The organism is Streptomyces sp. BK022 (genome assembly GCF_004217355.1).
GTDB classification, from domain to species: Bacteria; Actinomycetota; Actinomycetes; order Streptomycetales; family Streptomycetaceae; genus Streptomyces; species Streptomyces griseoluteus.
In genome coordinates, this window is sequence record NZ_SHKU01000008.1 from 204077 (window position 1) to 225398 (window position 21322).

23 protein-coding genes are annotated in these 21322 nt (G+C 73.4%); 15 read left to right on the forward strand and 8 right to left on the reverse strand.

Annotation, left to right across the window (positions count from 1 at the left end; genetic code table 11):
- Positions 1 to 152: 152 nt before the first annotated feature.
- The gene (locus tag EV284_RS33470) at positions 153 to 1334 is read left to right on the forward strand and encodes a hypothetical protein (protein ID WP_242625867.1); all 1182 of its coding nucleotides are present in this window, start codon (positions 153 to 155) and stop codon (positions 1332 to 1334) included.
- Positions 1331 to 2500, forward strand: a complete 1170-nt coding sequence (mycP, locus tag EV284_RS29955; protein ID WP_130339696.1) for a type VII secretion-associated serine protease mycosin — start codon at positions 1331 to 1333, stop codon at positions 2498 to 2500. Before EV284_RS33470 ends, mycP begins: the two co-directional genes overlap by 4 nt.
- Here mycP and EV284_RS29960 read toward each other — a convergent pair whose 3' ends face one another.
- Positions 2501 to 3190 (reverse strand): serine hydrolase, encoded by a 690-nt coding sequence (locus tag EV284_RS29960; RefSeq protein ID WP_130339698.1) that lies wholly within the window; start codon positions 3188 to 3190, stop codon positions 2501 to 2503.
- Positions 3191 to 3241: 51 nt separating this feature from the next.
- On the opposite strand from EV284_RS29960, the gene EV284_RS29965 reads away from it, so the two are divergent.
- Positions 3242 to 3973, forward strand: a complete 732-nt coding sequence (locus EV284_RS29965; protein WP_130339700.1) for an SseB family protein — start codon at positions 3242 to 3244, stop codon at positions 3971 to 3973.
- Between the two features lie 3 nt (positions 3974 to 3976).
- On the opposite strand, the gene EV284_RS29970 is transcribed toward EV284_RS29965, so the two are convergent.
- Positions 3977 to 4333 carry a DUF1844 domain-containing protein gene (locus tag EV284_RS29970; protein WP_030812829.1) on the reverse strand — a complete coding sequence of 119 codons (357 nt, stop codon included), beginning with the start codon at positions 4331 to 4333 and terminating at the stop codon, positions 3977 to 3979.
- A gap of 410 nt (positions 4334 to 4743) precedes the next feature.
- On the opposite strand from EV284_RS29970, the gene infC reads away from it, so the two are divergent.
- The 9 genes from infC to EV284_RS30015 all read left to right on the forward strand — a co-directional run bounded on the left by infC (position 4744) and on the right by EV284_RS30015 (position 14574).
- Positions 4744 to 5421, forward strand: coding sequence for a translation initiation factor IF-3 (infC, locus tag EV284_RS29975; protein WP_130339702.1), 678 nt, complete (start codon positions 4744 to 4746; stop codon positions 5419 to 5421).
- Between the two features lie 113 nt (positions 5422 to 5534).
- Positions 5535 to 5729, forward strand: a complete 195-nt coding sequence (gene rpmI, locus EV284_RS29980; protein WP_018549118.1) for a 50S ribosomal protein L35 — start codon at positions 5535 to 5537, stop codon at positions 5727 to 5729.
- A gap of 104 nt (positions 5730 to 5833) precedes the next feature.
- Positions 5834 to 6217 (forward strand): 50S ribosomal protein L20, encoded by a 384-nt coding sequence (gene rplT / locus EV284_RS29985; protein WP_030812835.1) that lies wholly within the window; start codon positions 5834 to 5836, stop codon positions 6215 to 6217.
- A 186-nt stretch (positions 6218 to 6403) separates the two neighbouring features.
- Positions 6404 to 7267: an RNA methyltransferase gene (locus EV284_RS29990; RefSeq protein WP_130339704.1), complete on the forward strand. Its 864-nt coding sequence runs from the start codon at positions 6404 to 6406 to the stop codon at positions 7265 to 7267.
- Between the two features lie 48 nt (positions 7268 to 7315).
- Complete coding sequence (locus EV284_RS29995; protein ID WP_130339706.1) at positions 7316 to 8431, forward strand: ATP-binding protein; 1116 nt, start codon at positions 7316 to 7318, stop codon at positions 8429 to 8431.
- Between the two features lie 135 nt (positions 8432 to 8566).
- Positions 8567 to 9688 (forward strand): phenylalanine--tRNA ligase subunit alpha, encoded by a 1122-nt coding sequence (gene pheS / locus EV284_RS30000; RefSeq protein ID WP_130339708.1) that lies wholly within the window; start codon positions 8567 to 8569, stop codon positions 9686 to 9688.
- Complete coding sequence (gene pheT / locus EV284_RS30005) at positions 9688 to 12201, forward strand: phenylalanine--tRNA ligase subunit beta (protein ID WP_130339710.1); 2514 nt, start codon at positions 9688 to 9690, stop codon at positions 12199 to 12201. The genes pheS and pheT overlap by 1 nt, the downstream gene beginning before the upstream one ends.
- 395 nt (positions 12202 to 12596) lie before the next feature.
- Positions 12597 to 13937: a transcriptional regulator gene (locus EV284_RS30010; RefSeq protein WP_130339712.1), complete on the forward strand. Its 1341-nt coding sequence runs from the start codon at positions 12597 to 12599 to the stop codon at positions 13935 to 13937.
- Positions 13938 to 14034: 97 nt separating this feature from the next.
- Positions 14035 to 14574 carry an NUDIX domain-containing protein gene (locus tag EV284_RS30015; RefSeq protein ID WP_130339714.1) on the forward strand — a complete coding sequence of 180 codons (540 nt, stop codon included), beginning with the start codon at positions 14035 to 14037 and terminating at the stop codon, positions 14572 to 14574.
- On the opposite strand, the gene EV284_RS30020 is transcribed toward EV284_RS30015, so the two are convergent.
- Together EV284_RS30020 and EV284_RS30025 are read right to left on the reverse strand one after the other, a co-directional pair.
- On the reverse strand, positions 14568 to 14825 hold the full coding sequence (locus EV284_RS30020; RefSeq protein ID WP_030812856.1) for a hypothetical protein: 258 nt from the start codon (positions 14823 to 14825) through the stop codon (positions 14568 to 14570). The two genes, EV284_RS30015 and EV284_RS30020, sit on opposite strands and share 7 nt — an antisense overlap.
- A 227-nt stretch (positions 14826 to 15052) precedes the next feature.
- On the reverse strand, positions 15053 to 15925 hold the full coding sequence (locus tag EV284_RS30025) for a 3-hydroxybutyryl-CoA dehydrogenase (RefSeq protein WP_207229171.1): 873 nt from the start codon (positions 15923 to 15925) through the stop codon (positions 15053 to 15055).
- 166 nt (positions 15926 to 16091) lie between these two features.
- Between EV284_RS30025 and EV284_RS30030 the strand changes: the two genes are divergently transcribed.
- Complete coding sequence (locus EV284_RS30030; RefSeq protein WP_130339716.1) at positions 16092 to 17348, forward strand: family 10 glycosylhydrolase; 1257 nt, start codon at positions 16092 to 16094, stop codon at positions 17346 to 17348.
- 16 nt (positions 17349 to 17364) lie between these two features.
- Here EV284_RS30030 and EV284_RS30035 read toward each other — a convergent pair whose 3' ends face one another.
- On the reverse strand, positions 17365 to 17562 hold the full coding sequence (locus EV284_RS30035; protein ID WP_130339718.1) for a DUF1918 domain-containing protein: 198 nt from the start codon (positions 17560 to 17562) through the stop codon (positions 17365 to 17367).
- 19 nt (positions 17563 to 17581) lie between these two features.
- Positions 17582 to 18493: a DMT family transporter gene (locus EV284_RS30040; RefSeq protein WP_130339720.1), complete on the reverse strand. Its 912-nt coding sequence runs from the start codon at positions 18491 to 18493 to the stop codon at positions 17582 to 17584.
- Here EV284_RS30040 and EV284_RS30045 point away from each other — a divergent pair.
- Together EV284_RS30045 and EV284_RS30050 are read left to right on the forward strand one after the other, a co-directional pair.
- On the forward strand, positions 18492 to 19925 hold the full coding sequence (locus EV284_RS30045) for a PLP-dependent aminotransferase family protein (RefSeq protein WP_207229172.1): 1434 nt from the start codon (positions 18492 to 18494) through the stop codon (positions 19923 to 19925). The two genes, EV284_RS30040 and EV284_RS30045, sit on opposite strands and share 2 nt — an antisense overlap.
- A gap of 124 nt (positions 19926 to 20049) precedes the next feature.
- Positions 20050 to 20643: a histidine phosphatase family protein gene (locus EV284_RS30050; protein WP_130339722.1), complete on the forward strand. Its 594-nt coding sequence runs from the start codon at positions 20050 to 20052 to the stop codon at positions 20641 to 20643.
- Here the strand turns inward: EV284_RS30050 and EV284_RS30055 are convergent.
- The gene (locus EV284_RS30055) at positions 20625 to 21071 is read right to left on the reverse strand and encodes a DUF6314 family protein (protein WP_130339724.1); all 447 of its coding nucleotides are present in this window, start codon (positions 21069 to 21071) and stop codon (positions 20625 to 20627) included. The genes EV284_RS30050 and EV284_RS30055 overlap by 19 nt on opposite strands.
- Complete coding sequence (locus EV284_RS30060) at positions 21068 to 21301, reverse strand: hypothetical protein (RefSeq protein ID WP_130339726.1); 234 nt, start codon at positions 21299 to 21301, stop codon at positions 21068 to 21070. Before EV284_RS30060 ends, EV284_RS30055 begins: the two co-directional genes overlap by 4 nt.
- Positions 21302 to 21322: the final 21 nt, after the last annotated feature.

A 21322-nucleotide genomic window follows, 5' to 3' on the forward strand; every position in this document is an offset into this window, starting at 1 on the left:
CGGAAAACACCCGGCCGCAGCGCTGAACCGGGATGCCGGTACAGCCGTACGGGTATGCGTGCCCGGACGGAACTCGTCCGACGGGCCGAGGCCGCCGACCAGGACGGCCCGCGTACGAGCAGTCGGCCCGGTCGCCAGGAAACGGGGGGTGCATGAGCACGGAAGCGCGCCGCGCCCCGTTCCCTCCGCGCCCCGCCGACGACCCCTCGCCCGCCGGTACGGAAGCCCCGACCGAGGACGAGCCCTCGGTGTTCGCCCCGCGCCGCCCCCTCCAACGCCCCCGCGAGAGCCGGCCCCCCGTCCCCGAGGCCCGGATCACCACACCGCCGCCGCCCCCGCCGGCCTCCGCCCGCTTCCCCGACACCCCGCCGCCCCGCACCCCGGCCGCGACGCCGACGGAGACCCCCACCCGGCCGGTACCGGCCGGCCCCGAGCCCGCCCCGCAGGTGCCGCCCCCGCCCGCCTGGAGCCCGGCGCCCGCGCCCGACCCGTCCCTCTCCTGGAACGCCCCCTGGCCGGTCGGCGCGTTCGGGCAGCCCGAGCCGTACGAGGAACCCGTGCGCGGCCCCGGCCCGCTGGCCCGGCTGCGCGGCCGCACCGGTGTCGCCGCCGTCTGCGTCGTGCTCGGGCTCGGCCTCATCGGGGGTGCGCTGGCCGGGAGTTGGCTCACCGGCGAGGACGGCGACCGCACCGCGGACAGCGGCTTCGCCGCCGCCGGATCGCTCTGGCACAACGTGCCCGTCGACCAGCTCTTCCCGCCCACCGTGCGGGGCACCGGCGCCGGACCCGGCGGAGCCGACCGCAGCTGGACCCGGATCGCGGTCGCCCCCGACACCGGCTGCGAAGGAGCCTTCGACCCGCTGCTGGCGCGCGCCCTCGCCCCCGTGGGCTGCGCCCGCCTGCTGCGCGCCACCTACACCGACGCCACCCGGACCCATGTCACCACCGTGGGGCTGCTGTTCACCAAGGCCGACCCCGCGGCCATGGCCGGGCTCGCCGCCCGCTTCAGGAACGAGCGCCTCGACCGGCGCACCGACCTGCTGCCCCTGCCCTACGCCGCCAAGGGCACCCCCGCCGCAGGGTTCGGCGCGAGGCAGCGGGCGAGCTGGACGGTCAGCGTCCTCACCGACGCGCCCATCGTCGCCTTCGCCGTCTCCGGCTGGGCCGACGGCCGTACCGTCGACACCCCCGAGCCCGCCCCGGACGCCGTGCGCTCCGGCGCCACCTCCGCACCCGCGCAGGCCGGTCTCGGCAACGAGGCCCAGGGGCTCGCCGACCGCGTCCAGCGCAAGCTCCGCCAGACCGTCAGCCCGGCCACGGAGAAACCGTCATGAGGCGCCGCACCCGCACCGCGTCCAGTCTGCTGCTCGCGGCCGGCCTCGCCCTGCTCCCGGCCGCCACCGCCCACGCCGACTCCATCCGCGCCCAGCAGTGGGGACTGTCCGCGCTCCATCTCGACGAGGCGTGGCGCACCACCCAGGGCCAGGGCGTCACCGTCGCCGTGCTCGACACCGGCGTGGAGGACGACCACCCCGACCTCGCGGGCAACGTGCTGCCCGGCAAGGACATGGTCGGCTTCGGCGCCGGGCCCGGCGACCGCGCCTGGGCCCGGCACGGCACCGCCATGGCCGGGATCATCGCCGGTCACGGGCACGGGCCCGGCGGCGGCGCCGGGATCATGGGCGTCGCGCCCCGGGCGAAGATCCTCCCCGTGCGGGTCATCCTGGAGGACAAGGACGCCGCCCGCGCCAAGGCCCGCGTCACCCGGGGCAACGCCCTCGCGGACGGCATCCGCTGGGCCGCCGACCACGGCGCCGACGTCATCAACCTCTCCCTCGGCGACGACTCCGACTCCGCGCACCCCGAGGCCGGCGAGGACGAGGCCGTGCAGTACGCCCTCGGCAAGGGTGTCGTGGTGGTCGCCTCGGCGGGCAACGGCGGCGACAAGGGCGACCACGTCTCCTACCCGGCCGCCTATCCCGGCGTCATCGCCGTCACTGCGGTCGACCGCTACGGCACCCGCGCCTCCTTCTCCACCCGCCGCTGGTACGCCGCCGTCAGCGCGCCCGGTGTGGACGTCGTCATCGCCGACCCCGACCACCGCTACTACGAGGGCTGGGGCACCTCGGCCGCCTCCGCCTTCGTCTCCGGCGCGGCCGCCCTGCTCAAGGCCGACCGCCCGAAGCTCTCCCCGGCCCAGGTCAAGAAGGTGCTGGAGGACACCGCGCGGGACGCCCCCACGGGCGGCCGCGACGACTCCCGGGGCTTCGGCATGATCGATCCGGCCGCCGCCCTCAAGGCCGCCACGACCCTCCAGCCGGACACCCTCCGCCCCGCCACCTACGCCAAGAAGTACTTCGGCGCGGGCCCGGACACCCCGGGCTCCGCCTCCTCCGGCCCAGGCTGGGCGGCCTGGGCGGCGGGCGTCACCGGCACCGCGCTCCTGATCGCGGCGGCCGTGGTGATCAGGCGCGGCCGCAGACCGGGCACCCTGGACTGATCAGGCATCGCCGGCGAAGGCCCGTACCGCCGCTCGCGCCGCCGACTCCACCAGGGCGATGCCCTCCGCCCGGCTCGACGTGCCCTCGGTGAGGACCGCCAGCAGGCGGTCGCCGTCGGCACCCGACGCCCGGCCGACGCTGTGCACGACCCAGCGCCCGGTCGCGTCGCGGGGGAACCAGCCGTTCTTCAGCGCGCCGGGGCCCACCGCCGAGACACCCCATCGCTGGTCGGGCACCACGGAGGCCATCAGGGCGGCCAGGCAGGCGCGCGAGGCCGTGGTGAGGACGGGGGAGGGGGCGAACACATGCCGAAGCAGGGTCAGTTGGTCCCGTGCCGTGGTGCGGGTCAGGCCCCAGTAGCCGTTCGTGCCGCCCACCGTCGCGGTGAGGCCGAGACGCCGGTGCGCCGCGTCCAGGCCGGGGGCGCCGCCGATGCCGTGCCACAGCTCGGTCGCGCAGTCGTTGTCGCTGCGGCCGATCATCCGCGCGGCCCGCTCCCGCTCCGCCCCCGTCAGCTCCCGGCCCGCGTCCTGGGCGCCGAGCAGCAGCGCGGCGAGGATGCCGACCTTGACCACGCTGGCCGTGTCGAAGGAGCCGTCGCCGTACACCGCGCTCCGTCCGGAACCCGGGTCGAGCACGCCCGCCGACAACCGGGCCCCCGCAGGCACCGCCACCTTCAGCGCGCGCATCGACGCCTCCCGTCGGCTCGGCCCCGTACCGCCCCCGATAGGGTCGGGAGCGTGGTGAACAAGAACATTCCCGACTCCGGGTTCTCCGACGACGACGGCTCCGCCGACCCCCGGCTGACCGCCGCGCTCGCGGCCTGGGCCGAGGACCGGACGGCTCTCGGGCCGGTACTGGAGGCGCTCAAGGGGGCCCGGCTGCTCGTGCCGGTCGTCGCCGTGCTCGGTGAGGTCGAGGTGGACGAGAACGGGCTGCGCAGGGAGAAGACCAGTGACATGGCCGTTCCCACGCTGAAGGCCGCCGGGCGCACCGCGCTGCCCGCCTTCACCTCCACCGCGTCGCTGGCCCGCTGGGACCCCGCCGCCCGGCCGGTCGCCGTACCGCTGCACCAGGCGCTCCAGGCCGCCGCCCACGAGAAGGCCGACACGGTCGTGCTGGACCTCGCCGGGCCGGTGCCGTTCGAGCTGACGGGGCCCGCGCTGCTCGCGCTGGCCGAGGGCCGTACCAGCGTGGACCCGCTGACGGACCCGGCCGTGGTGGCCGCCGTCCGCGCGGCCGTCGCCGCCGAGCCCGCCGTGCGCTCCGCGCACCTGGGCCCCGGCCAGGCCGACGGCACCCTGGCGCTCGTCCTCGACCCGGCCGTGCCGCCCGCCCGGGCCGCCCGCGCGATCGCCGAGCGGCTGGCCGCCGACGAAACGCTGAGGGCCCGCCTGGTGCGCGGCCTCGACCTGGCACTCCTGCCGGCCGGAACCACCCCTCCGGGCGAGCCCTTGTTCACGCGTGACTGACGACTAGCCGTAGACCGCCCCGGTGTACTTCTCACCGGGGCCCTGGCCCGGCTCGTCCGGGACGAGGGACGCCTCGCGGAAGGCGAGCTGGAGCGACTTCAGGCCGTCGCGCAGCGGGGCGGCGTGGAAGGAGCTGATCTCGGTCGTGCTCGCGTCCAGCAGGCCGGCGAGGGCGCTGATCAGCTTGCGGGCCTCGTCCAGGTCCTTGTACTTCTCGCCCTCCTCGCTCAGCCCGAGCTTCACGGCGGCCGCGCTCATCAGGTTGACGGCGACCGTCACGATCACCTCGACGGCGGGGACCTCGGCGATGTCGCGGGTCATGGCGTCGAAGTCGGGCGTCTCAGGGGAGGTCTCACTCATACCCCACACGATAGGCGCCGGCCCCCGGCCTCTCCCGACCGGACCCCGGCCGGTACGGCCGGAGGACCCGAGATTGGCTGCCGCGCGCCGCTCCTGCTAACCTGGTGTAACGACCGGCCGGACGAGTACGCCCACGCGGCGAGCACTCCGGCCACAAGTGGAGGCTTCGAGCTCCCACCCGACCACCCTCGCGGGCGGCGGGTCACCGGTCAGACGGATTCGTCGCCCAGGCGGCGGACCCCGTCCGAGAGCGCGCCCCGCGACCATCGCGGCGGTGTTCCGGTAGTTCGAGGAGCCCCGCATGTGATCGTCCGGGGCATTTTTTGTGCTTCGGCGCGGTTAGGTCTTACTGATACAGACGTTACGCGGCTGTCCGCCAGACCGTCGCGTGGTGCTACCGAGGAGGATCCATCAGCGCCGAGCCCCGCATCAACGACCGGATTCGCGTTCCCGAGGTGCGACTTGTCGGTCCCAGTGGCGAGCAGGTGGGCATCGTCCCCCTGGCCAAGGCACTGGAGCTTGCGCAGGAGTACGACCTGGACCTGGTCGAGGTCGCGGCGAACGCCCGTCCGCCCGTGTGCAAGCTCATGGACTACGGGAAGTTCAAGTACGAGTCGGCCATGAAGGCCCGTGAGGCGCGCAAGAACCAGGCGCACACGGTCATCAAGGAGATGAAGCTCCGGCCGAAGATCGACCCGCACGACTACGACACCAAGAAGGGTCACGTCGTCCGGTTCCTCAAGCAGGGCGACAAGGTCAAGATCACGATCATGTTCCGTGGCCGTGAGCAGTCCCGCCCCGAGCTGGGCTACCGACTGCTGCAGCGCCTCGCGGAGGACGTCCAGGACCTCGGGTTCGTCGAGTCGAACCCGAAGCAGGACGGCCGAAACATGATCATGGTTCTCGGTCCGCACAAGAAGAAGACCGAGGCGATGGCCGAGGCCCGCCAGGCGCAGGAGGCCCGCAAGGCCGACGCGAAGGCCAACCCCGGCCGCTCGCAGAACGCCGCGGACTCCGAGGACGTGGACGTCGAGACCGCCGAGAACGCGGACGTCGAGGCCCCTGCCGAGGCTCCCGCCGAGGCGTGATCCCGAGGGACCGAAAGGTCCCGACGGAACCAACCGATAGAAGAGCGACGCTCCACCGTGCCCGGTTTCACGACCGGGCACCGGAGCGCCACCGACGAGGAGATAACGGCGCTATGCCGAAGAACAAGTCGCACAGCGGTGCCAGCAAGCGCTTCAAGGTCACCGGCTCCGGCAAGGTGCTCCGTGAGCGCGCCGGCAAGCGCCACCTGCTCGAGCACAAGTCGTCCCGCGTGACGCGCCGCCTCACCGGCACCGCCGAGATGGCTCCGGGCGACGCCGCGAAGATCAAGAAGCTTCTCGGCAAGTGACGTAGCGGCGCCTTCAGCGCGCCCTACGTCGACACCGGGACCCAATCGTTTTCGGGTCGTGTGAGTCCGAGTCCACTCACCGGCCCCGCTACAAGGAGTTAAAAGTGGCACGCGTCAAGCGGGCAGTCAACGCCCACAAGAAGCGCCGGGCGATCCTCGAGCAGGCCTCCGGCTACCGTGGTCAGCGCTCGCGCCTGTACCGCAAGGCCAAGGAGCAGGTCACCCACTCGCTGGTCTACAACTACAACGACCGCAAGAAGCGCAAGGGTGACTTCCGTCAGCTGTGGATCCAGCGGATCAACGCCGCTGCCCGCGCCAACGGCATCACCTACAACCGCTTCATCCAGGGTCTGAAGGCCGCGAACATCGAGGTCGACCGCAAGATCCTGGCCGAGCTGGCCGTCAACGACGGCACCGCGTTCGCGGCGCTCGTCGAGGTCGCCCAGAAGGCGCTCCCGGCGGACGTGAACGCGCCCAAGGCCGCGTGACGCTGCGCTGGCCTTGAGCCGGTTGTCTTCAGGACCCGCAGGCTCTTTTGCTTGCGGGTCCTGTTGTTGGGGCGGGCGGGCGGTGGGTGTTGTCGGGTGCGGCGCCGTCGTGGCTGGTCGCGCAGTTCCCCGCGCCCCTGAACGACACCGCTTGCTGTTGGATTTCGGTTGAAGGTGATGAGGAACATGGGCTCCGGCAACCCTGAGTTGATCTCTCCCCGCTCCGCGCGGGTGAGTGCCGCGCGCCGGCTGGGGAGGCGGAATTTCCGGGGCAAGGAGCGGCTGTTCCTCGCGGAGGGGCCGCAGGCCGTGCGGGAGGCCGCCGGGCACCGGGTGGACGGGGAGTCCGCGCTGGTGGAGCTGTTCGCGACCGTCGAGGCCGCGGACCGGTACGCCGACATCGTCGCCGAGGCACGTGCCGCGGGGGCGCGGGTGCACCTCGCCGACGAGGACGTCATCGCCGACATCTCCACCACCGTCACCCCGCAGGGCGTCGTCGGCGTCTGCCGGTTCCTGGACACCCCGTTCGAGGACATCCTCGCCGCCCGTCCCAAGCTGGTCGCCGTCCTCGCCCACGTCCGCGACCCCGGCAACGCGGGTACGGTGCTGCGCTGCGCGGATGCCGCCGGCGCCGACGCGGTGATCCTCACCGACGCCTCCGTGGACCTGTACAACCCCAAGGCCGTACGCGCCTCCGTCGGCTCCCTCTTCCACCTGCCCGTCGCCATGGGCGTCCCCGTGGAACAGGCCGTGCGGGGGCTCAAGGACGCCGGGGTGCGCATCCTCGCCGCCGACGGCGCCGGGGACCGGGACCTCGACGAGGAGCTGGACAAGGGCGCCATGGGCGACCCCACCGCCTGGGTGTTCGGCAACGAGGCGTGGGGACTGCCCGAGGAGACCCGCGCGCTCGCCGACGCCGTCGTCAGCGTCCCCATCCACGGCAAGGCCGAGAGCCTGAACCTGGCGACCGCCGCGGCCGTATGCCTCTACGCGTCGGCGCGCGCCCAGCGCGCTCCCGGAGGCTGCCGTTCCGTCACCCGGAGCGAGTAGGGTGACCCACTCGGGGGCCCTGCGCAGGCGGAGAGGTGGGGTACGGGGATGAGTGTGGTCGGCACGAGTGCGGCGCCGGACGGGCGGGACGTGCGCGCGTTTCCCGCCGACGCGATCGACCCCGACCAGCTCCCCGACGGGCTCGTCGTCGCCGACGAGCACGGCCGGGTCGTACGGTTCAACGCCGCCGCCGCCCGGATCACCGCCGTCAGCCCCGCCGACGCCCTCGGCCGGCCGCTGGAGAAGGCGCTGCCGCTGGAGGACCTCGAAGGCCGCCGCTGGTGGCAGCTCACCGACCCCTACGGCGGCCTCGCCATCCGGGTCCGCCAGCCCGAGCGGAACCTGCTGCTGCCCGGCGGCCGCGAGGTGCTGGTCGCCGCCCGCTATGTACGCGACGAGCCCCTCGGCCCGCTGCGCCGCCTGGTCGTCACCCTCCGGGACACCGACGCCCGGCGCCGCACCGAGCGCAGCCACGCCGAGCTGATCGCCACCGTCGCGCACGAGCTGCGTTCCCCGCTGACCTCCGTCAAGGGCTTCACCGCCACCCTGCTGGCCAAGTGGGAGCGGTTCACCGACGAGCAGAAGCGGCTGATGCTGGAGACCGTCGACGCCGACGCCGACCGGGTCACCCGGCTCATCGCCGAACTCCTCGACATCTCCCGCATCGACAGCGGCCGGCTGGAGGTGCGCCGCCAGCCCGTCGACATCGCGGCCGCCGTCGGCCGGCACATCCAGGCCCATGTCGCCGCCGGCCAGCCCGCCGACCGCTTCCTGCTCCGGGTCGAGCATCCGCTGCCCGCCCTGTGGGCCGACCCCGACAAGGTCGACCAGGTGCTCAGCAACCTGCTGGAAAACGCGGTGCGCCACGGCGCCGGAACCGTCACAATCGACGTCACACCCGCCCCGTCACCGCGCGAGGGCGAGGAGACGGCCACGTCGGTCACGGTGAGCGACGAGGGGCCCGGCATCCCGGAGGAGTCCATGAACCGCGTCTTCACCCGCTTCTGGCGGGGCAGCAAGCGCGGCGGCACCGGCCTCGGGCTCTACATCGTCAAGGGCATCGTCGAGGCCCACGGCGGCACCATCACGGTCGGCCGCGCCCCCGGCGGCGGCGCGCGGTTCCGATTTACGTTGCCCGTGAGCGCCCCGGCCTACCTGGCCTGAGCGCCCGCGGGCCATTCGTCCAGCCCGTCCCCGTTAGACTCGGCCCCTGGCACCTTTGTGTCCGTACGCGGCCCGCCGGGACCCCCTCGGGCGGTGACGGGACCACCAGCCACCCAATCGGAAGCACGGGAAGAGATGTCGGCACCGAATAAGTCGTACGACCCTGTCGAGGTCGAGGCGTTGAAACCGGAAGCGATCGAGCGTATGCGGGACGAGGCGCTCGCCGCCTTCCGTGCCGCCGACTCCCTCGAGGCGCTCCACGAGGCCAAGGTCGCCCACACCGGCCCGGCCTCCCCGCTGTCCCTCGCCAACCGCGAGATCGGCGCCCTGCCCCCGCACGCCAAGGCCGAGGCCGGCAAGCGGGTCGGCATGGCCCGCGGCGCGGTCAACAAGGCGCTGGCAGCCCGCCAGGCGGAGCTGGAGGCCGAGCGCGACGCGCGGGTGCTGGTCGAGGAGGACGTCGACGTCACCCTGCCGTACGACCGCGTCCCCGCCGGTGCCCGGCACCCGCTGACCACGCTCTCCGAGCGCATCGAGGACGTCTTCGTGGCCATGGGCTACGAGGTCGCCGAGGGCCCCGAGGCCGAGGCCGAGTGGTTCAACTTCGACGCGCTCAACATCGGCCCCGACCACCCCGCGCGGGGCGAGGCCGACACCTTCTTCGTCCGCGACGAGAAGGGCGGCACCGAGTCCGGTGTCGTACTGCGCACCCACACCTCGCCCGTGCAGATCCGCTCCCTGCTGGACCGCGAGCCGCCGGTCTACGTGATCTGCCCCGGCCGCGTGTACCGCACCGACGAGCTGGACGCCACGCACACCCCGGTCTTCCACCAGGTCGAGCTGCTCGCCGTGGACGAGGGCCTGACCATGGCCGACCTCAAGGGCACCCTGGACCACATGGTCCAGTCGCTGTTCGGCCCGGACATGAAGACCCGGCTGCGGCCGAACTTCTTCCCGTTCACCGAGCCGTCCGCCGAGATGGACATGGTCTGCTACGTCTGCCGCGGCGCGTCCGTCGGCAACCCCGACCGGCCCTGCCGCACCTGCTCCAGCGAGGGCTGGATCGAGCTGGGCGGCTGCGGCATGGTCAACCCCAAGGTGCTGGCCGCCTGCGGTGTCGACCCGGAGAAGTACAGCGGGTTCGCCTTCGGGTTCGGCATCGAGCGGATGCTGATGTTCCGCCACAACGTCGAAGACATGCGAGACATGGTCGAGGGTGACGTCCGGTTCACCCGGCCGTTCGGGATGGAGATCTGATGCGTGTCCCGCTTTCCTGGCTGCGGGAGTACGTCGACCTGCCGGAGTCCGAGACCGGCCGTGACGTACAGGCCAAGCTGATCGACTCCGGCCTCGAGGTCGAGACCGTCGAGCAGCTCGGCGCCGGCCTCAAGGGTCCCCTCGTCGTCGGCCAGGTGCTGACGATCGAGGAGCTGGAGGGCTTCAAGAAGCCGATCCGCTTCTGCACGGTCGACGTCGGCACCGCCAACGGCACCGGTGAGCCGCAGGAGATCGTCTGCGGTGCCCGCAACTTCGCCGTCGGCGACAAGGTCGTCGTGGTGCTGCCCGGCGCGGTCCTGCCCGGCGACTTCGCCATCGCCGCCCGCAAGACGTACGGCAAGACCTCGCACGGCATGATCTGCTCCACCGACGAGCTGGGCATGGGCGACGACGGTACCCACGGCATCATCGTGCTGCCGCCGGAGACCGAGGTCGGCAAGGACGCCATCGAGCTGCTCGAGCTGGTCGACGAGGTGCTGGACATCGCCGTCACCGCCAACCGCGGCGACTGCCTGTCCATCCGCGGCGTCGCCCGCGAGACCGCCATCGCCTACGGCCTGCCGCTGCGCGACCCGGCGCTCATCGACGTGCCCGCGCCGAACGCCTACGGCTACCCGGTGAAGGTCTCCGACCCGATGGGCTGCGACCGCTTCACCGCCCGCACCGTCACCGGTCTGACCCCCGAGGCGCGGTCCCCGATCTGGCTGCGCCGACGCCTGCAGAAGGTCGGCATGCGCCCGGTCTCGCTGGCCGTGGACGTCACCAACTACGTGATGATGGAGCTGGGCCAGCCCCTGCACGCCTACGACCGCACCTCGGTCCAGGGCGCCATCGGGGTCCGCCGCGCCGAGGAGGGCGAGAAGCTGCGCACCCTGGACGGGGTCGAGCGCACGCTGCACGCCGAGGACCTCGTCATCACCGACGAGCGCGGCCCCATCGGCCTGGCCGGTGTCATGGGCGGCGCGAACACGGAGATCGCCGACCACGACGACACCGAGCGCTCCACCTCGGACGTCGTGGTGGAGGCGGCCCACTTCAACGCCGTCTCCGTCGCGCGTACGGCCCGCCGGCACAAGCTGTCCACCGAGGCGTCCCGCCGCTACGAGCGCGGTGTCGACCCCGAGGCCGCCGCCGCTGCCGCGCAGCGCACCGTGGACCTGCTGGTCCTCCTCGCGGGCGGCACCGCCGAGGCCGGTGTCACCGAGATCGTCGCGCCGTCCGCGCCGCGCACGATCGCCATCCCGGCCGACCACCCGGACAAGGTCGCGGGCGTCACCTACGGCCGCGAGACCGTCGTCCGCCGTCTCCAGGAGATCGGCAGCGACGTGTACGGGCAGGACGAGCTGATCGTCACCGTCCCGTCCTGGCGGCCCGACCTCACCGAGCCCAACGACCTCGCGGAGGAGGTCATCCGGCTCGAGGGCTACGAGAACCTGCCCTCCACGCTGCCCAGGCCCCGCTCCGGCCGCGGCCTCACCCACCGTCAGCGCCTGCACCGCCGGATCGGGCGTGCGCTGGCCGGCGCGGGCTACGTCGAGGCGCCGAACTACCCGTTCGTCTCCGAGCAGGTCTTCGACCAGCTCGGCCTGGACGCCGGCGACCCGGCCCGCCAGGTGGTGAAGCTGGCCAACCCGCTCAACGACGAGGAGCCCGCGCTCCGCACCACGCTGCTGCCCGGCCTGCTGGGCGCGCTGCGCCGCAACGACGGCCGGGGCTCGCACGACCTGGCGCTGTTCGAGACCGGCCTGGTCTTCCTGCCGCGCGAGGCCGCCGCCGTCGCCGGGCACCTGCCCGTCGACCGCCGGCCCACCGACGAGGAGATCGCCCGCCTGGACGCCGTACTGCCCGAGCAGCCGCGCCACGTGGCCGTCGTCCTCACCGGAGCCCGCGAGCAGGCCGGCTGGTGGGGCAAGGGCCGCCCGGCCGACTGGGCGGACGCCGTCGAGGCCGCCCGGACGGTCGCCCGCGAGGCCGGCGCCGAGCTGATCGTGCGCAAGGCCCAGTACGGCCCCTGGCACCCCGGCCGCTGCGCCGAGCTGGCGGTCGTGGTGGACGGCGCCGAGCGCGTCGTCGGCCACGCCGGCGAACTCCACCCGCGCGTGCTCAAGGCCCTCGGCCTGCCCGAGCGCACCTCGGCGATGGAGGTCGACCTGGACGCCCTGGAGGCGGCCGGCGACGACACCCCGCAGGCGCCCGCCATCTCCACCTTCCCGGTCGCCACGCAGGACGTCGCGCTGGTCGTCGACAAGCCGGTGCCCGCCGCCGACGTCGAGGCCGCGCTGCGCGAGGGCGCGGGCGAACTGCTGGAGTCCATCCGGCTGTTCGACGTGTACGAGAACCCGGAGCAGCTCGGCGAGGGCCGCAAGTCCTTGGCGTACGCGCTGCGCTTCCGGGCCGGCGACCGCACGCTGACCGTGGACGAGGCGTCCGCCGCGCGCGACGCCGCGGTGGCCGTGGCGAACGAGCGCACGGGCGCGGAGCTGCGCGGCTGACCCCGCGAGAAGCCGAAGGCACCGGCCGGTCACGGACTCGATCCGTGGCCGGCCGGCGCCGTTCCCGGCGCCCGCCGGGCCGGGTGCCCGGCCGCCGCCGCCGCGCGAACGCGAGGCCGGTGGCCCGAGGGCCCTGTCGGCGACGCGGTACCGGTTCCGCGCGGCGGCGGGAGTGCGGGGCTCCGCCCGACGCCCGGGGGCGCTCGGCCGGGCCGCCGCCTTGTGAGGGGGAGCGGGTGGCCCGGCCCGCCTCTGGTGAGGCGGGGACCCAAGTGAAGCGCCCCGGCCCCCGCGCCGGACAGTGCGCGCGGGGCGCGGATGCGCGCACTCCGTTCACACCCCGTGTGAACCCGTTCGCACTACGCTTACGGCACCACGCCACTCGGGGGGCCATCATGCAGCCCAACACTCTGCTCGACGCGATCCTGGACGAGGCGGGGATCTCGCACGCCGGGCTCGCCGCCCACGTCAACCAGGCGGGCCGCCGCCGGGGACTCGCCCTCAGATACGAACACACCGCCGTGGCCCGGTGGCTGAAGGGCCAGCGGCCGAGAGGCCAGGTGCCGGACCTGATCTGCGAGGTGCTCGCGGGACGGTTACGGCGCCCGGTCACGCTGGACGACATCGGTCTCGGCGTACCGGGTGAACCGGCCACCGCGCACGCCGGCTCGCTCTCCGGCTTCGTGGAGCGGGCCACCGCGCTGTGGCGCTCGGACGAACAGCAGCGCCCGCACGTCCTGGGCGCCCCCGCCGTCACCGGTACGCCCGCGGTGATGCCGGTGTGGGAGTGGGAGAACCCGCCGGAGGACGTCGACGTCTCGCGCGGCGGACACCTCCGGGTCACCGAGGCCGACATCGGCACCCTGCGGGCAGCCCGCGCCCACTACGAGCAGATGTACCGCAAGACGGGCGGGGTGGCGACCCGCACCCGCATCGTCGGCTTCCTCAACGCCGAGGCCGCGCCCCTGCTGCGCGGCAGCTACCCCGACGACACCGGCCGTCAACTGCACCGCGCCACCGGCGGGTTGGTCGCCATCGCGGGCATCTGCGCCTACGACTCCGACGCCCACGGCCTGGCCCAGCGCTACTTCCACCAGGCGCTGCGGCTGGCCAAGGCGAGCGGCGACCGGGGGCTCGGGGCATACGTGATAGCGCTGCTGGTCAACCAGTCGCTGTTCATGCGGGAGTACCGCCAGGCGGTCGCCTTCGCCGAGGCCGCGCTGCGCACGGCGGGCCGCCACATCACCCCGGCGCTCGCCTCCGACCTGTACGCGATGCAGGCCAAGGCGTACGCGCACCTCGGCGACGGGGGCGGCGCGCTGTCCTGCATCCGGCGGGCGGAGTCCGCGGCCGGGCAGATCCGGCCGGGCACCGAGCCGGACGAGACGGGGTACGTCCAGCCGGGCCTGGTGAACGTCCAGGTGGCCGAGGCGCTGCTGCGCCTCGGTGAGCTGTCGGCCGCGCGGGAGCACGCGGCGGCGGCCGTGGACACCCCGGCGCACGACCGGGGCCGGGTGCACCGGCTGGCGATGCTGAGCACGATCGAGCTGCGGCAGGGCAACGCCGACAAGGCGGTGGCGACGGCCGTGCAGATGGCCGAGCAGGCCCGCGGCATGGAGTCCCAGCGACTGCGCGACCGGCTCCGGGCGGTCCGCGAGTACCTGGTGCGCTGCGGCTCGGCCGGCACCGCGGACGCGGCCGAACTGATCGACGGCGCGCTGCGCGTCCCGCTGTAGCGGGCGGGGGGCGCGCGCCGCCGGAACGAGCGCCCTGTAGGCCGGGAATAGTCCCTGCTGCGATATTGCCACTTACTCGGCGGAAGGTGGCAGAACCGTGCAGTGGACGAAACAGAACGAACAAACTGTGTACGCGAATCGCTGGTTCAGCGTCAATCTGGCGGATGTCGAGCTGCCCAACGGCTCACATCTGGACCACTTCCTGATCCGGCTCCGTCCGGTCGCCGTCGCCACGGTGGTCAACGAGGCCAACGAGGTCCTGCTGCTGTGGCGGCACCGCTTCATCACCGACAGCTGGGGCTGGGAACTGGCCGCCGGGGTCGTGGAGGACGGCGAGGACATCATGGCCGCGGCCGCGCGGGAACTGGAGGAGGAGACCGGCTGGCGGCCGGGGCCTCTGCACCACCTGATGAGTGTGGAGCCGTCCAACGGCCTCACCGACGCCCGGCACCACGTCTACTGGTCCGATCAGGGTGAGTACACCGGTCATCCCGTGGACGACTTCGAGTCGGACCGCCGTGAGTGGGTCCCGCTCAAACTCGTCCCCGACATGATCGCCCGAGGGGAGGTCCCGGCCGCCAACATGGCGGCCGCGTTACTCCTGCTGCACCATCTCCGGCTCGCAGACGGTCAGTGAGCCAGCGCCTGCCAGACGGCGACGGCGAGCGCCCCCAGGGCGGTGAGCGCGGCCACCGAGGTCAGTGGCCAACGGGCGTGTTCGAGGGACTTCACCCGGGAGTTCAGCTCGTCCAGCTCCTTGGCGGTCTCCTCGGTACGGTGACTGAGCAGGGCCAGCCCGCCTTCGACGCGCGCGTAGGCGACATCGAGGCGGCGGCGTAACTCGGCCAGTTCTCCGTGAACCACGGCCTGCTCCGGTTCGACGGTCACGGGTCCACTCCTTTCCGTGGTCGGACGGGACGACTCCGCGTCCCTTGCATGCGCATGGAGAGTCAACCGCCCTGGTGGGCCCGTGGGGAGCGTGTGCGAACGGCATATGCGAGCCCCCGGCGCACACGGAGTGTGAAACACAGGGACCCGGCACTCATAGGAGTGCCGGGTCCCTGTGCGATCAGCATGTGTGCGATCAGCCTGTGTGGGATCACCACACAGCTAGCTCAGTACGAGTAGAAGCCCGACCCGGACTTCCGGCCCAGCCGGCCCGCCTCGACCATGCGCTGGAGCAGCGGGGGAGCGGCGTACAGGGGCTCCTTGTACTCGGCGTACATGGAGTTGGCGATCGAGACGATCGTGTCCAGGCCGATGAGGTCGGAGAGCTTCAGGGGACCCATCGGGTGGGCGCAGCCCATCTCCATGCCGTTGTCGATGTCCTCGCGGCTGGCGATGCCGGACTCGAACATGCGGATCGCGGAGAGGAGATACGGCACCAGCAGCGCGTTGACGACGAAGCCGGAGCGGTCCTGCGCGCGGATGGCGTGCTTGCCCAGCGTCTTCTCGGCGAAGATCTGCGCCCGGCTGAGCGTGCCCTCGGAGGTGGTGAGGGCCGGGATCAGCTCGACCAGGTTCTGCACCGGGGCCGGGTTGAAGAAGTGGATGCCGATCACGTGGTCGGGGCGCGAGGTGGCCACCGCCAGCTTGACCAGGGGGATGGAGGAGGTGTTGGAGGCCAGGATCGCGTCCGGGCGGGTCACCACCTGGTCGAGCACCTGGAAGATCTCCGTCTTCACCTGCTCGTTCTCCACCACGGCCTCGATCACCAGATCGCGGTCGGCGAACTCGCCCAGGTCGGTGGTGAAGCTCAGCCGGGAGAGGGCCGCGTCGCGCTCCTCCTCGCTGATCTTGCCGCGCTCGGCCGCCTTGGCGAGGGAGTTGTGCAGCCGGGTACGGCCGTACTCCAGGGCGTCGCCGGTGGTCTCGGCGACCTTCACGTCCAGTCCCGCGCGTGCGCACACCTCGGCGATGCCCGCGCCCATCTGGCCGCAGCCCACGACTCCGACGCGCGAGATGTCTCCGGCTCGGAAGTCCGTCACATCGTCCCCTTCGCTGGTTCTCCGGCTCGTGCAGGGCGTCCGGATTCGGTGCCTGCTCCGATCGTGCACGTTACCGCCAAGTATCGATGATCGATCGACGGGGTAGGGACAAGCCGTGCCTCCGGGACGGTCCGTCACGGGGCGGACTCGGAGCGTGGAGGTAGCGATGGCGGCTCGCGCGGTGACCGGGACGCGTACGGCGGTGGCGGCCGTCTCGCGGCGGACGCTCGCCCTGGGCGCGCTGGCCGCTCTGGCGGCGGCCGGGAGCACTCCGGCGTACGCGTCGGGGCGGCACCGCCGGGAGATGCGCGGGGTCTGGCTCGCCACGGTCGCGGGCCGGGACTGGCCCTCGCGGCCCGGGCTCCCGCCCGAGGAGCAGCGGGCCGAGCTGATCGCCCACCTCGACCGGGCGGTGGCCGGCCGGCTGAACACCGTGATCTTCCAGGTGCGCCCGACCGCCGACGCCCTGTGGCCCTCGCCGTACGAGCCCTGGTCCGAGTACCTGACCGGCACCCAGGGCCGCGACCCCGGCTGGGACCCGCTGGGCACCGCCGTGCGCGAGGCCCACGCGCGCGGCCTGGAACTGCACGCCTGGTTCAACCCGTACCGCATCGCCAACCACACCGACCCCGGCCGGCTCACCCCGGACCACCCGGCGCGGCTCCACCCGGAGTGGGTGGTGCCCTACGGCGGCAAGCTGTACTACAACCCCGGCCTGCCCGAGGTGCGGCGCTTCGTCCGGGTGGCCATGCTGGACGCGGTCGCCAGGTACCCCGTGGACGCGGTCCACTTCGACGACTACTTCTACCCGTATCCGGTCGCCGGGCAGACCTTCGACGACGACGCCGCCTACGACGCGTACGGGGGCGGATTCCAGGACCGGGCCGCCTGGCGGCGCGACAACACCGACCGGCTGGTGCGGGAGGTCGCGGCGGGCATCCGCCGGGTGCGGCCCGGCACCCGCTTCGGGATCAGCCCCTTCGGCGTCTGGCGCAACGCGGCCACCGACCCGCGCGGCTCCGACACCCGGGCCGGAGTGCAGACGTACGACGACCTGTACGCGGACACCCGGAAGTGGGTGCGCGAGCACTGGATCGACTACATCGTCCCGCAGATCTACTGGAACATCGGCTTCCCGGCCGCCGACTACGCCAAGCTCCTCGACTGGTGGGCGGCCGAGGCCGCGGGCACCGGGACCCGGCTGTACGTGGGGGAGGCGCTCTACAAGGTGGGCGCGGCGGGACAGCCTCCCGCATGGCAGGACCCCGCCGAACTGTCCCGGCATCTCACCCTGGCCGATGAATATCCGCAGGTGCGCGGGCATGTGTTCTTCGCCGCCCAGGACGTGGCCCGCGATCCGCTGGGCGCGATGGCGCGGGTGGTCGCCGACCATTACCGCCGGCCGGCGAGACCCCCGCGCTGACCCCGTTGTGCTTCCGCTAGCTCGTCTCGTCCTCGTGGTGGCGGACCTGGCAGTCCGGGCCGGGCGACATGATGGCTTCGTGCCCGTCCTCGAAGCGGACGCGGTAGGGCGGTTCGCCCTCCTCGCCGATCACTTCGACCACTTCGGTGACCTGATCGTGTTGGCCGACCACTCGTCCGTGCTGGACAAGGCGGTCGCCCTTGGACGCGTGCATTGTCAGGCCCTCCTCACGGTCACGACCGTTGGGTGACGGCGATGCACACGAGCACGGCGACCGCGGTCAGCGGTGCCGCCGCGGGGACGTGCTCGCCCAGTAGCAGTGCCGACCACACCAGTGTGAGCAGGGGCTGGGCCAACTGCAACTGGCTGGCCCGCGGGACGCCGACGGCCGCCATGCCCCGGTACCAGAGCAGCAGCCCGACGAACTGCGAGCCCACCGCGACCCACAGCACCCCGGCGATCCCGTGTGCGGTGAGCCGTACCGGTTCGTGGCCCAGTGCCAGCGCGGTGCCGAGCGCGCTCAGCGGCAGGCACAGCACCAGCGCCCAGCCGATGACCTGCCAGCCCGGCATCACCCGGGCCAGCCGCCCGCCCTCGGTGTATCCGGCCGCGCACACCAGCAGCGCCCCGAAGAGGTAGGCGTCCGCCCGGGTCAGCGCGCCGCCGCTCTGGACGACTGTGAACGCGACCACGGCCGCCGCGCCCGCCAGCGCGGCCGTCCAGAAGCGGCGCGAGGGGCGTACGCCGGTGCGCAGGGCGGACACCGCGGCGGTGGTCAGGGGCAGCAGGCCCACGACGACGGCCGCGTGCGCGGTGGTCGAGGTCTGGAGCGCGAGCGTGGTCAGCAGCGGGAAGCCCAGCACCGTACCGATCCCGACCATGGCGAGTCCCGGCAGATGGCGGGCCTCGGGCAGCGGCACGCGCAGAAGCAGCAGGCAGGCTCCCGCCACCAGGGCCGCGAGGACGCCCCGGACCGCCACGAGCGACCAGGGCCCGAAGCTCTCCAGACCCCAGGCGGTCGCCGGGAAGGTGAGGGAGAAGGCGACGACACCGAGGGCCGCCTGGCCGGTGCCCACGAGGAGGGGCTTGCGGGGTGCGGTGACTGCTATCGCGGTCGTATCGGTAGCGCTACTCTGTGCTCTCATGAACGAGCGTAGCAGTGTGCGCGAGCTGGCGGAACAGCTGCGCTTGGAGCTGGACCGCTACTCACCTGGTGGAAAGCTCCCGTCCAGCCGTGCGCTGGTCGAGCGGTTCCGGGTCAGCCCGGTCACCGTCTCCCGCGCGCTGGCCCGGCTCGCCGCCGAGGGGCTGGTCGTCACCCGGCCCGGCGCGGGCGCCTTCCGGGCGGGGCCGCGTGCCGAGACCCCGCCCGCCGGGGACACCTCCTGGCAGGAGGTCGCGCTGAGCGCCGACGCCGCCGGAGACGTCGTGCCCCGCACCGTGGACGCGTCCGGAGTCATGGTCTCGCTGCCCGCGCCGCCGCCCGGCGTGCTGGAGCTGAGCGGCGGCTATCCGCACCCCGGCCTCCAGCCCGAACAGGCCATGGCCGCGGCGCTCGCCCGCGCCGGACGGCGGCCCGGCGCCTGGGGGAGGCCGCCGCTCGAGGGGCTGCCCGAGCTGCGGGAGTGGTTCGCCCGGGGCATCGGCGGGTCCGTCACCGCGGCCGAGGTGCTCATCTCGTCCGGCGGTCAGTCCGCGCTGGCCACCGCGCTGCGCGCGCTCGCCCCGCCCGGCGCGCCGGTCCTGGTCGAGTCGCCCACCTACCCCGGCATGCTCGACCTCGCCCGGGCCGCCGGCCTGCGGCCCGTACCGGTGCCGGTCGACGCCGACGGCGTACGCCCCGACCTGCTGGCCGACGCCTTCCGTGCCAGCGGCGCCAGGGTCTTCGTGTGCCAGCCCCTGTTCCAGAACCCGACCGGCGCCGTGCTCGCCCCCGGCCGGCGCGCCGAGGTGCTCCGCATCGCCCGCGCCTCGGGCGCCTTCGTCATCGAGGACGACTTCGTGCGCCGTCTCGCGCACGCCGACGCGCCCCCGCTGCCCCGGCCGCTGGCGGCGGACGACCCGGACGGTGTCGTGGTGCACGTCGGCTCGCTCACCAAGGCGACCTCGCCCAGCTTCCGGGTGGCCGCCCTCGCCGCGCGCGGGCCCGTACTGGAACGCCTGCGCGCCATCCAGGTCGTGGACAGCTTCTTCGTACCCCGGCCGCTCCAGGAGGCGGCGCTCGAACTCGTCGGCTCACCGGCGTGGCCGCGCCATCTGCGGTCGCTGTCGGCCGAGTTGGCGGTACGCCGGGAGGCGATGACGGGGGCGCTCGGGCTGCATCTGCCCGAACTCGCCCTGCCGCACATCCCGTTCGGCGGCTACCACCTCTGGCTGCGGCTGCCGGAGGGCGTCACGGAGTCCGCGCTGACCGCCGCCGCGTTGCGCGCGGGCATCTCCGTCACCCCTGGCCGGCCCTACTTCAGCGCCGAACCCCCGGCGGCGCACATCCGGCTGAGCTTCGCCGCGGTGGCGAGCACGGGGGATATCGCGGAGGGGGTGCGGCGGCTGCGGTCGGCGTGGGACGAAGTACGGTGAAGCCCCTCAAGTCACAGCCCGAACGGGGGCGTTGAGACACCAGGGGTGGTGTTTTCCGGTCACCCTCGCAGCGGCCCGCGTGAGGGCCCTTGACCGGCCCCCGTCCGGGGATCACCATCACCGCATGCCACTTCGGGTGACGTTCGTGGCCGCAGCGCACGGTTCCCCGTCGCACGCGGAGCGGTTCCAGGACGACCGGCCGCTGGACCAGGCGGGCTGGGACGAGGTGCAGCGCGTCGTCGGGTATCTGCTGCCGCTGGCGGCCGCCGAGTTGCGCTACTGCTCCCCGACTCCGCGCAGTCGCGCCACCGGCGACGCGCTCGGGTACGCTCCGCTCTCCCAACTGGCCCTGCGCGACTGCGACATGGGGCGCTGGCGCGGACTGACCCTGGCCGAGGCGATGGCCCGCGAGCCGCAGGCGGTGGACGCCTGGCTCGCCGACCCGAGGGCCAGCCCGCACGGCGGTGAGTCGATGCTCGCCTTCATCTCACGGGTGGGCGGCTGGCTCGACACCCGGCCCGGCGACGACCATGCCCGCATCGTGGCCGTGGCCGAGCCGGCCGTGATCCGCGCGGCCCTGGTCTACGCCCTCCAGGCGCCGCCGTCCGCCTTCTGGAGCATCGACGTACGACCGCTCTCCACGATCACCGTCGCCGGGCGCGCGGGGCGCTGGACCCTGCGGCTGGACGCGGTGTCGCCTCAGCCCTCGCGCACGTAGTCCGTGGTGAGCACGAGGTCCTTCTCCGGGCCGCCGACCCGCCACACCGAACGCCAGTGGTCGGCGTCGGTCACCGTGAACTCGCCCCGGTAGAAGTCGGCCGCGCAGGGGTGCCCGGCGACGTGCCGTCCGCCGCGCAGGTCCAGGTCGTGGAAGGGGCGCCCGTCCGCGAACCGCACGTCCGCCGTGCCCGGCTCGGCGCCCGCCAGGAACCGCAGCGTCCGCGTCGCGGGCCGCGTCACGCCCTGCCAGGTGAACTCCCCGGCCTCCTCGTGCAGCAACCCGCCGTCCAGCGGGCCGAAGTCGGTGTGCCCGGTGAAGTACCCCTCGTGCGCGCCCGTGAGATCCCGCACGGTACGGGTCACCCGCCACCGCCCCGCGAGGAACCCGAGCGTGTCGGCCACCGGCCACCACTCGCCGTCCGTCACCGTGTCCTCCTGAAGGGCCCGTCGGGAGAGTCCGCGGGCGTCTTCCGCTCGGCCTCCGCCCGGATCTCCTGGTACGCGGCATGGCCGGTGGTCCGGAACGCCTCCTCGTACGCGGCCAGCACGCCCCCGGCACCACCCCGCCGCCGCACACGCAGAGCCAGCCAGGTCAGGGCTCCCAGCACCACCGCCAGCCCACCGCACAGCATCAGGTACGGCACCCACGCGTCCATGCCCCGAGCTTACGGTCCGCA

Bases quoted from the DNA above. Each gene is read 5' to 3' on its own strand.
- EV284_RS33470 (WP_242625867.1), top strand. From the start codon at position 153: ATGAGCACGGAAGCGCGCCGCGCCCCGTTCCCTCCGCGCCCCGCCGAC.
- mycP (WP_130339696.1), top strand. From the start codon at position 1,331: ATGAGGCGCCGCACCCGCACCGCGTCCAGTCTGCTGCTCGCGGCCGGC.
- EV284_RS29960 (WP_130339698.1), bottom strand. From the start codon at position 3,190: ATGCGCGCGCTGAAGGTGGCGGTGCCTGCGGGGGCCCGGTTGTCGGCG.
- EV284_RS29970 (WP_030812829.1), bottom strand. From the start codon at position 4,333: ATGAGTGAGACCTCCCCTGAGACGCCCGACTTCGACGCCATGACCCGC.
- rpmI (WP_018549118.1), top strand. From the start codon at position 5,535: ATGCCGAAGAACAAGTCGCACAGCGGTGCCAGCAAGCGCTTCAAGGTC.
- EV284_RS29990 (WP_130339704.1), top strand. From the start codon at position 6,404: ATGGGCTCCGGCAACCCTGAGTTGATCTCTCCCCGCTCCGCGCGGGTG.
- EV284_RS29995 (WP_130339706.1), top strand. From the start codon at position 7,316: ATGAGTGTGGTCGGCACGAGTGCGGCGCCGGACGGGCGGGACGTGCGC.
- pheS (WP_130339708.1), top strand. From the start codon at position 8,567: ATGTCGGCACCGAATAAGTCGTACGACCCTGTCGAGGTCGAGGCGTTG.
- pheT (WP_130339710.1), top strand. From the start codon at position 9,688: ATGCGTGTCCCGCTTTCCTGGCTGCGGGAGTACGTCGACCTGCCGGAG.
- EV284_RS30010 (WP_130339712.1), top strand. From the start codon at position 12,597: ATGCAGCCCAACACTCTGCTCGACGCGATCCTGGACGAGGCGGGGATC.
- EV284_RS30030 (WP_130339716.1), top strand. From the start codon at position 16,092: ATGGCGGCTCGCGCGGTGACCGGGACGCGTACGGCGGTGGCGGCCGTC.
- EV284_RS30035 (WP_130339718.1), bottom strand. From the start codon at position 17,562: ATGCACGCGTCCAAGGGCGACCGCCTTGTCCAGCACGGACGAGTGGTC.
- EV284_RS30045 (WP_207229172.1), top strand. From the start codon at position 18,492: ATGAACGAGCGTAGCAGTGTGCGCGAGCTGGCGGAACAGCTGCGCTTG.
- EV284_RS30040 (WP_130339720.1), bottom strand. From the start codon at position 18,493: ATGAGAGCACAGAGTAGCGCTACCGATACGACCGCGATAGCAGTCACC.
- EV284_RS30050 (WP_130339722.1), top strand. From the start codon at position 20,050: ATGCCACTTCGGGTGACGTTCGTGGCCGCAGCGCACGGTTCCCCGTCG.
- EV284_RS30060 (WP_130339726.1), bottom strand. From the start codon at position 21,301: ATGGACGCGTGGGTGCCGTACCTGATGCTGTGCGGTGGGCTGGCGGTG.